At 34.0% G+C, this 10,104-nt stretch carries 8 protein-coding genes; 6 read left to right on the top strand and 2 right to left on the bottom strand.

The window, feature by feature from the left end:
• The first annotated feature begins 63 nt into the window (after positions 1–63).
• Positions 64–1,329 (top strand): aminopeptidase P family protein, encoded by a 1,266-nt coding sequence (locus tag FNW38_RS16750; RefSeq protein WP_235890228.1) that lies wholly within the window; start codon positions 64–66, stop codon positions 1,327–1,329.
• A 69-nt stretch (positions 1,330–1,398) separates the two neighbouring features.
• On the opposite strand, the gene FNW38_RS16745 is transcribed toward FNW38_RS16750, so the two are convergent.
• Positions 1,399–2,136, bottom strand: coding sequence for a Dph6-related ATP pyrophosphatase (locus tag FNW38_RS16745; protein ID WP_143388928.1), 738 nt, complete (start codon positions 2,134–2,136; stop codon positions 1,399–1,401).
• Positions 2,137–2,373: 237 nt separating this feature from the next.
• Here FNW38_RS16745 and FNW38_RS16740 point away from each other — a divergent pair, with 237 nt between their 5' ends.
• Both FNW38_RS16740 and FNW38_RS16735 read left to right on the top strand, forming a co-directional pair.
• Positions 2,374–3,162, top strand: a complete 789-nt coding sequence (locus tag FNW38_RS16740) for a transposase (protein WP_143388927.1) — start codon at positions 2,374–2,376, stop codon at positions 3,160–3,162.
• Positions 3,163–3,164: 2 nt separating this feature from the next.
• The gene (locus FNW38_RS16735) at positions 3,165–5,228 is read left to right on the top strand and encodes a M1 family metallopeptidase (RefSeq protein WP_144066716.1); all 2,064 of its coding nucleotides are present in this window, start codon (positions 3,165–3,167) and stop codon (positions 5,226–5,228) included.
• A gap of 159 nt (positions 5,229–5,387) precedes the next feature.
• On the opposite strand, the gene FNW38_RS16730 is transcribed toward FNW38_RS16735, so the two are convergent.
• On the bottom strand, positions 5,388–5,909 hold the full coding sequence (locus tag FNW38_RS16730; protein WP_143388925.1) for a DUF7935 family protein: 522 nt from the start codon (positions 5,907–5,909) through the stop codon (positions 5,388–5,390).
• A 131-nt stretch (positions 5,910–6,040) separates the two neighbouring features.
• On the opposite strand from FNW38_RS16730, the gene FNW38_RS16725 reads away from it, so the two are divergent.
• The 3 genes from FNW38_RS16725 to FNW38_RS16715 all read left to right on the top strand — a co-directional run bounded on the left by FNW38_RS16725 (position 6,041) and on the right by FNW38_RS16715 (position 9,932).
• A complete protein-coding gene (locus tag FNW38_RS16725) occupies positions 6,041–6,808 on the top strand; it encodes a sulfite exporter TauE/SafE family protein (protein WP_144066714.1) in 768 nt (255 codons plus the stop codon).
• Between the two features lie 118 nt (positions 6,809–6,926).
• Entirely contained in the window at positions 6,927–9,263 is a 2,337-nt protein-coding gene (locus FNW38_RS16720; RefSeq protein WP_143388923.1) for an ATP-dependent helicase, read from the top strand.
• Between the two features lie 48 nt (positions 9,264–9,311).
• A complete protein-coding gene (locus FNW38_RS16715; RefSeq protein WP_143388922.1) occupies positions 9,312–9,932 on the top strand; it encodes an L-threonylcarbamoyladenylate synthase in 621 nt (206 codons plus the stop codon).
• Positions 9,933–10,104: the final 172 nt, after the last annotated feature.

Genomic DNA, 10,104 nt, shown 5'->3' with positions numbered 1-10,104 from the left:
CCCTAAATGTTATCAACTTCTCAAATGTTAAAACTATGAATTTTTATTATATTTTTGCGTAAGGTGAGTTACTTAACTGGATACAAAGAACCCAATTGTGTTTTGGTTGTTTTTTCGAATAATCAGACGGATAAAGACGGAAAAAATTATAATGAAATGCTTTACGTTCAGGAAAAAAATCCAAAAGTGGAGCAATGGACCGGAATACGTTTGGGAACGGAAGGCGCTAAAAAGGATTTAGGTTTTGAGATGGCGCTAAATGGAAAAGAGTTTCTGAACTCTGGGATTGATTATATGAGTTTTAACAATGTGCTTTTTAAGGAATTTGAAGAGGATACCAGAAATTCAAAACGTGACAAAGCCGATTTATATAAATTAATTGGAGCTTTTAAATCCCAAATTGGCTACAACGAAAAAGTGAAGTCACAAACGGATTCGAATGTACAAAATGAAATTAGTCCTAAAAAAAGCATCACTTCAAAAAAGGCGACTATCGATACCCAATCGATTTTAACTTATATGGCCAGTTTACGCGAGATTAAATCCAAAGAGGAAATGGTTTTATTGACAAAAGCGGTTCGAATTTCAGCAATGGGGCAACGTGAAATAATGAAAGCCATGCATCCCGGAATGTCTGAAACCGAAATACAAGGGATTCATGAATTTGTTTATAAAAAGTACGGCAGTGAATATGAAGGTTATCCGTCAATAGTGGGAGCCGGTAATAACGGTTGTGTATTGCACTATATTGAAAACAGTAAAATGAAAGTGGAAAATGATTTGGTTTTAATGGATTTAGGGGCAGAATATCACGGCTACAGCGCCGATGTAACCCGAACTATTCCAGCGAATGGAAAATTCTCTACAGAACAAAAGCTAATTTATGATTTAGTCTATGATGCCCAGGAAGCAGGAATTGCTACTGCAAAAATTGGAAACAGTATTAGTGCTCCCGATGTTGCAGCACGTAAAATAATCAGTGATGGTTTAATTAAATTAGGAATTACTAAAACGGCAGATGAATCTAGAAAGTATTTTCCGCATGGGACTTCACATCACATTGGATTAGATGTTCATGATCCAGGTTTGTATAATAATTTTGAAGAAAATATGGTGCTGACAGTAGAACCCGGAATCTATATTCCTAATGGAAGTGATTGTGATAAAAAATGGTGGGGAATTGCCGTGCGAATCGAAGACGATATTTTAATTACAACTAATGGTCCTGTTAATTTATCTGGAGAAGCACCAAGAAAATCAAATGACATTGAAGTCCTTATGAAAGAAAAAAGTGTTTTGGATGCTTTTACTTTACCAAAATTAGATTAGGTATTCATTATGGTTTTATAAAAAAACAAAACTCCGTTGTCTCATGACTTCGGAGTTTTTTATTGAAAACTATTTAGCTAATAAATCACAATACCAAAACCCAAAATCAAACGCATCGGAAGCAGTCGTGTCGCAAGCGGTATTCGAGGAATCTTCTTCTTTTGGCTTTTCGTATTTACGGTACACGATTTCGCCAATTTCAAAATCAATCGGTTTAGAGAAAATAGGACCATCAAAAGTGAACGTATGGAATTCACCGTTTTCGCCACAAACATCTACGTTTTCGGGTAAATCGTTGATGAAATCTTGGTCAATTACACGACCTACAAAGCTTTTGTCTAAAAAGCGTTCGTTTACACAAACGACAATGGTTTTGAAACCCAGACTTATAAATTCTTGAATCAAATCTTGTGTTGGAATTTTCCAAAGCGGGAAAACGCCTTCGAAACCTATTTCGGCTAATTTATCTTCCCGGTATTTACGTAAATCTTCAAGAAATATATCTCCAAAAATAGAATGCGTAACGCCTTGATCTTTTAGTTTTGCCAATGTTTCCTGCATGACTTTTTCATAGACTTCCATCGTAGGCATTTCGGGAATTTGCATGATTTCAAGCGGCAATTCAATACTTTTCGCTTGTTGTTCCAATAATTCTACCCGAACACCGTGCATCGAAATGCGCTGAAACTGTTGGTTTACACTCGTAAGTAAACAGGCAATTTCAAATTCAGAATTTTGTAATGTTTTGTATAAGGCAAGCGCAGAATCTTTTCCGCTGCTCCAATTAAATAGGGCTTTCTTTTTCAATGTGGTTTTCTTGAGGTTTTTCTGGGGGTAAATTTAAACTAATAATTTGTTGTGCTAAATATTTTATTGTGTTAAAGACGCATTACTATGCGTCTCTACATCATACGTCCTTACAAATAGAATCGGTAAAAAAAATCAGAGTAATTTTGAATTCTTTGTTTTAGAATTTATTGCAATAAAATGCTTATTTTTATTGCTCTAATCTTCTTACAAATTAATAAAACACTTTGATTTTAAATGATATTATTCAAAAATAAATATAGAATAGAATCCAATCGATTGAAAAATTGGGATTATTCCAGTAATGCTATTTATTTTTTGACCATCTGTACTTGTCAAAGAGCCTGTGTTTTTGGAATGATAGAAAATGGAAAGATGATTTTGAATCAAAATGGTGTTATTGTTGAAGAAGAAATTTTAGATTCAATTAAAATCAGGCAAGATTGGATTTTTCATAATTGGATTGTGATGCCAAATCATATTCATCTGTTAGTTGAAATAAAAAAACATGTAATCCCACAATTTAGTTATTCTGATAAGACAATTCATTCTGATGATACAGATATTGAATTAATGAATTTATATGTTTCTCATGTTGATATGTTTGATGGTAACGCAGAGACGCATTGCTATGCGTCTCAACAATTAGAGACAAATAGCAATTCAGAAATATACGACGCCAAATTGGAAACCCACAACGCAGAGACGCATAGCAATGCATCTCTACATAAAACACCGGATATAACAAAAAACCTGAATTTAAGAACCAACGATAATCATATTACAACAAATAAATTATCACGAAGACCAAGGTCAATTTCCTCATTTGTTGGAGGAATTAAAGGTATTGTTACGCTAAAAATAAATGAATTGAACAATCAATTCGAAGGTTCGATTTGGCAATCTAATTATCACGACCACATAGTAAGGAGTTACGAAGAATTTAAGACTATTTATTATTACATTGAAAACAATCCTAAGAATTGGGTGGAAGACACTTTTAATCCCATTAATGCTAAAAAATAAATATGAAATACCTCTTCCTCTTACTATCCACAATAACATTCGCCCAACAAACCCAATCTGTCGATTTTAAATTGGTTCATGGGCAAATAACAATTAATCCTAAAGATAAATCTGTTAGAGGAGCAGTTAGTTATTGGTTTGATGTTTTAAAACCCACAGATACCATTAAAATCGATGCGCAAAACATGGATTTTACTGATGCAGAATTGAATCAGAAAGAAATTCAATTTACTACTAATGGAAAGCAAATTCTATTGATTTCTGCTTTCAAAAAAGGGACAAATAACATTAGTTTTAATTATGTTGCCAAACCCAAGCAAACGCTTTATTTTGTGGGTTCTGAAGAGAAAGATAATGTACAAATTTGGACGCAGGGACAAGGGAAAAATACCAGCAATTGGTTCCCAAGTTTTGATGATGTGAAAGAGAAAGTCATTTTTAATTTAGAAGTCGTTGTTGATTCTAAATACCAAGTAATTTCTAATGGAATTTTAAAAAGTAAAGTGAATAACAATTCGATGACGTATTGGAGATTCAACATGCATAAACCAATGAGTTCGTATTTATTAATGCTTTCCATTGGAAAATTTGAAAAACAAACACAAAAATCAAATTCGGGAATTCCTTTAGAAATGTACTATGAATCCAAAGACGCAGCTAAATTTGAACCAACCTATCGTTATTCGAAGCAACTATTTGATTTTTTAGAAAAGGCAATAGGAGTGAAGTATCCCTGGGAAATTTATAAACAAGCTCCTGTTCGTGATTTTTTGTATGCTGGAATGGAAAATACTTCGGCAACTTTATTCTCAACTCGTTATGTAGTTGATTTTACAGGGTATGAAGATAGAAGTTATACGAATGTCAATGCACATGAATTGGCGCACCAATGGTTTGGCAATTTAGTTACTGCTGAAACTAGCAAACATCATTGGCTTCAGGAAGGTTTTGCAACGTATTATGCTTTATTGGCTGAAAAGGAAATCTACGGTGAAGATTATTTTTATTCTAAATTATATGAATCGGCGCAACAATTGAAATACGCTTCCAGAACCGATACAATTCCTGTTTTGAATGCCAAAGCCAGTTCGTTGACTTTCTATCAAAAAGGCGCTTGGGCGTTGCATGTTTTACATGAAACAATAGGAGATAAGGCTTTTAAAAAAGCAGTAAAATGCTATTTGAAAAAGCATTCCTTTCAAACGGTAAATACACAGGATTTCTTTGCTAAAATTAAAAAAGTATCTGATTATGATTTGAATAATTTTAGTAAAGTATGGCTTGAAACAACTAGTTTTAATACACAAGAGGCTAATACTTTATTGTATAAAAATAAAGCAATTCGGATATTATTTGAAGTAGAAAAATTAAGAAATAAACCGTTGTCTGAGAAAGAAGAATTTTTTACTAAAATAGTACAATCTAATGTTTATTTTTCCGTAAAAGAAGCGATAGTCAATCAATTAAAAGAACAAAAATTTGAAGACAAAGCCACACTTTTAAGCTTGGCCTTGGATACTAAAAACGTACAAGTTCGTCAAGCGGTTGCGACTACACTAAATGAAATTCCTGAAAGTTTTAGAGTGCAATATGAAACTTTACTGGATGATAAATCCTATCAAACACAAGAAATAGCGTTGTATAATTTATGGAATAATTTTCCGGAACAACGCTCTCGATATTTGGATAAATCAAAAGGTTGGATCGGTTTCAGTGATTATAATCTACGAACATTATGGTTGTCTTTAGCATTGTCGACAGCAAATTACTCAATAAATAAAGAACAGTTAATCGAGGAATTGATTAATTATTCATCATCTAATTATGAAGCAACTATTCGTCAAGATGCTTTAGAAAAACTGCTTGCTTTTAATATAATCAATGATGAAGTATTGGAAAATTTGGTAAAAGCTACGACACATCACATGTGGCAATTTTCGAAATTTGGAAGAGACAACATCAGAAGATTATTGAAGAATGCGACGATGAGAGCTTCTTTCGAAAGAATTCTATCTAATTTAAATGTAACCGAGCAATTTCAATTGAATCGGTTATTGAAAGAATAACGGTTTATATCAATTAAACATAGAATTTTTTTAACTTAAATGAACTTATATTCCTTACATGGTTAGTATTTATAACCTGTAAGGAATATAAGTTCATTTAAGAAATTGTTTTATTATTGAATTTTGTTGGAGTAAAACAAAACGGATGGTATCAATAATCTACCACAATTGTCCCACTTCGTTTTTGATATAAGCCAAAGCCGCATTACTTGGAGATTGTTTTTCCATTAAATCATTCAAAAGCACTTCGCGCAATTTATCAGCGCAATCGACACGATCACTCCTATTTGCTTTACGTATCATTTGAATAGTAGCATTTTTTGCTGTCACAATAATCGTCCAACATTCATCAGACATATAAATTTGTTGCGTCAAATTATGTTCAAATTCCTGTTCGATTTGTGCAATTATAAGATTTTCATAATCATTTTTATCTTGTGAAAGAGGAGCAATTCGAATCAATAATTTTGTAGGATTGATGCGTTCCATATACAGCGTCATGCGCTCAAATGCTTGTAAACGTAAAGGCAATGCGTTTTTCTGAGCTTCTTTGTTTAATAAATAACGGCGTCTTCCTTCCTCGTTTTTGGTATGAAGATCAAAAAAATAATAGGCCACAACCCCTGTAACAACTGCTGGTAAAGTATAACTTAGTAATTCTATAATTGGTATCGATTCCATTTTGCTTTTAAGATTTATAAAAGCAAAAATATACTTTTTTGATTATAAATCAACTTGATTTTATTAGCAATAAATCAATTCGAATAGTATTTTTACCATTTATACCAGAATATTTAATATCGATTAGTAGAATGGAAACGTACATATTGGTTTTACTTTGTTTAGCCGCTTTTGCCGCAGGATTTATAGACTCTATTGTAGGCGGCGGCGGACTTATACAAACGCCTATGGGATTGATATTACTACCTAATTTGCCAGTTTCAACAGTTATTGGAACCTTAAAAGTTCCTGCTTTTAGCGGTACTTCTTTTGCAGCCTATCAATATCTTAAAAAAGTAGATATGAACTGGAAATTGTTAGGGATTATGATGCTTTTGGCTTTTCCTTCGGCATTTTTAGGCTCTACATTATTGACGTATGTGAGTAATGATTTCATGAAACCATTATTGTTGGTTGTTCTTTCATTTTTAGTGGTTTATACCTACGCAAAGAAGAATTTTGGTCAGCATATTGAAAAGAATCACTCTCCTAGAACACAAATCTTAAATGCGATTGTAATCAGTTTTATAGTGGGTTTGTACGATGGGTTTATTGGTCCCGGAACGGGTAGTTTTTTAGTGGTTGCGTTTATCGCTATCATGGGATTTGATTTTTTGCACGCTTCCGCAAATGCTAAAATGGTGAATCTGTCGACTAACTTTGGTTCCATTTGCCTGTTTGTTTTGAAAGGCAAAATTATTTGGGCAGTAGCAATACCAATGGCGGCCAGTAATGCTTTTGGCGGATGGATTGGGGCAAAACTAGCCATAAACAAAGGAAATAGTTTTATTCGGATTTTCTTTTTAGTTGTTGTAATCGGTACTTTAATCCGATTTGCCTACGATGTGTTTTTTAAATAATAAATACAGAATGTCTTATTAAAATTAATAGTGGAACGAATTAGTCAATTCTTGTTTTTTGGTACTTAAAACCTCATTCAAAATCGCTATTTTTGCATAATATAATTTAAAAATTTCCATGCATAAATATATTGATCAACTTAACGAAGCGCAACGCGAACCCGTTCTACAAAAAGACGGTCCTATGATAATTATTGCAGGAGCAGGTTCTGGTAAAACGCGGGTGTTGACTATTAGAATTGCTTATTTGATGAATCAGGGAGTGGATGCGTTTAGCATTTTGTCTCTGACTTTTACCAACAAAGCAGCTCGAGAAATGAAAAAACGTATCTCTGATATTGTAGGTGCTGGTGAGGCCAAAAATCTTTGGATGGGAACCTTTCACTCGGTTTTTGCTCGAATTCTTCGTTCAGAAGCAGAACATTTGGGCTATCCTTCGAATTTTACCATATATGATTCTCAAGATTCACTTCGTGCAATTTCTGGAATTATCAAAGAAATGCAATTGGACAGGGATGTATACAAACCAAAACAGGTCTTAACTAGGATTTCCAATTTCAAAAATAGTTTGATTACGGTAAAAGCCTATTTCAATGATCTTGATTTGCAAGAAGCCGATGCCATGTCTAAAAAACCTCGAATGGGGGAAATTTATCAAAATTATGTAGACCGATGTTTCAAAGCAGGAGCAATGGATTTTGATGATTTGTTATTGAAAACGAATGAGCTGCTGACTCGTTTTCCGGAAGTTTTGGCTAAATATCAAAACCGTTTCCGTTATATATTGGTGGATGAGTACCAGGATACGAATCACTCTCAATATTTGATTGTTAGAGCGTTGTCTGATAAATTTCAGAATATTTGTGTGGTAGGTGATGATGCGCAAAGTATTTATGCGTTTCGTGGAGCAAATATCAATAATATCCTGAATTTCCAGAAAGATTATGAAGGGGTAAAAACCTTTCGATTGGAACAAAATTACCGTTCGACAAAAAATATTGTTGAAGCGGCAAATACCATCATCGATAAAAATAAAGTCAAGCTTGATAAAATAGTTTGGACTGCCAATGATTTTGGTCCAAAAATAAAAGTGCACCGCAGTTTAACCGATAACGAGGAAGGCCGATTTGTAGCAAGTACTATCTGGGAAGAAAAAATGCAAAACCAGTTGCATAATGGCTCATTCGCGATTTTGTATCGTACTAATGCACAATCTCGTGCTATGGAAGATGCATTGAGAAAAAGAGATATCCCTTACCGAATTTATGGGGGACTTTCATTTTATCAAAGAAAAGAAGTTAAGGATGTATTGTGCTACTTGCGATTGGTTATCAATCCAAAAGATGAAGAAGCATTAGTGCGAGTAATCAATTATCCAGCTCGCGGAATTGGGAATACAACCATCGAGAAATTAACCATTGCCGCCAATCATTACAAACGTTCCATTTTTGAAGTGATGCAGAATATTGAGCGAATTGATTTAAAACTGAATTCGGGAACGAAACAAAAGCTACTTGATTTTGTGACTATGATTCAAAGTTTTCAAGCAATAAATGAAAACCAAGATGCCTTTTATATCACTGATCACGTTGCTAAAAAAACGGGATTGGTTCAAGAATTAAAGAAAGATGCGACTCCTGAGGGAATGGCAAAAATTCAGAATATTGAGGAATTATTAAACGGTATCAAGGATTTCACCGAAGGTCAAAAAGAAGTTGATGGCGCTAGAGGTGCATTATCTGAGTTTATGGAGGATGTGGCCTTGGCTACGGATTTAGATAAAGATACCAGTGATGAAGATCGTGTAGCATTAATGACGATTCACTTAGCCAAAGGATTGGAATTTCCTCATGTTTTTGTGGTAGGAATGGAAGAAGACTTATTTCCAAGTGCCATGAGTATGAGTACGAGAAGCGAACTGGAAGAAGAACGTCGCTTATTTTACGTAGCTTTGACAAGAGCCGAACATCAGGCCTATTTGACGTACGCACAATCCCGATATCGTTGGGGAAAATTAACGGATAGCGAACCTTCGCGTTTTATTGAGGAAATCGACAGTCAGTATTTAGAATATATGACACCTCCTGAAAATAATTACCGTTATAAACCTATGATTGACAGTGATGTTTTTGGTGATGTAGATAAATCTAAATTGCGTCTGGCAAAACCAATAGGAGGAACACCTCCAAAATCCATTACCGATAACGAACCTAAATCGGATATAAATATTCGGAAACTAAAACCAGTCTCTGCAGGTAATCCTTCGGCTGGAAGCGCCAATTTATTTGATAACAAACTGGTTGCAGGAAATGTGGTTATGCACGAACGTTTTGGAAAAGGACAAGTTATCAACCTGGAAGGAGTGGGAGCTGATAAAAAAGCCGAAATCAAATTTGAAGTTGGCGGAATAAAGAAATTGTTATTGCGATTTGCAAAATTGGATATTATAGGATAAGCATCGGTTCTCTTTTATCTGTTTTCTGAAATCTAAAATCTAAAAAAAATGGCTCAATTTATAAAAATATACCCGGACAAACCAAACGAAGCAGCAATTGCCAAAGTAGTTAAGGTTTTAAAAGATGGCGGTTTAGTGATTTATCCAACGGATACCGTGTACGGATTGGGATGTGATATTACCAATACGAAAGCACTAGAACGTGTCGCCAAGATAAAAGGAATTAAGCTGGAAAAGGCTAATTTTTCCTTTGTTTGTCACGATTTGAGTAATTTATCCGATTATGTGAAACAAATTGATACGGCTACTTTTAAACTATTAAAAAGAGCTTTGCCAGGACCATATACTTTTATTTTACCGGGAAATAATAACTTGCCTAAAGAATTCAAAAAGAAAACGACAGTCGGAATTCGGGTTCCCGATAATTCGATTGCACTGGAAATTGTACGTCAATTAGGCAATCCAATTGTTTCAACATCGATTCATGATGACGATGATGTGATAGAATATACAACTGATCCGGAACTCATTTTTGAAAAATGGCAAAATCTTGTTGACGTTGTTATTGATGGTGGTTATGGAGACAATATGGGCTCTACGATTATTGATTTGTCAGGTGATGAACCTATTGTAGTCAGAGAAGGTAAAGGAAGTTTGGATATTCTTTAGATGGCAGATGACAGGTTTCAGTAAAAAAATAAGACGAATTTAATTTGTTAAAAAAAATTATTAATTTGTAATGCACATAAAAAAACACCAACATAATGGAGGGTACTGAAAAACCTCGTTTATTTTGATTAGCGTTCTTTTTTAGACAATAAAAAAACGCTTGTAACAGGAT

Origin of the sequence: Flavobacterium gawalongense, from assembly GCF_007097265.1 — a bacterium.
Taxonomy (GTDB): Bacteria; Bacteroidota; Bacteroidia; order Flavobacteriales; family Flavobacteriaceae; genus Flavobacterium; species Flavobacterium gawalongense.
This window is presented reverse-complemented; position numbering and strand designations above follow the sequence as displayed.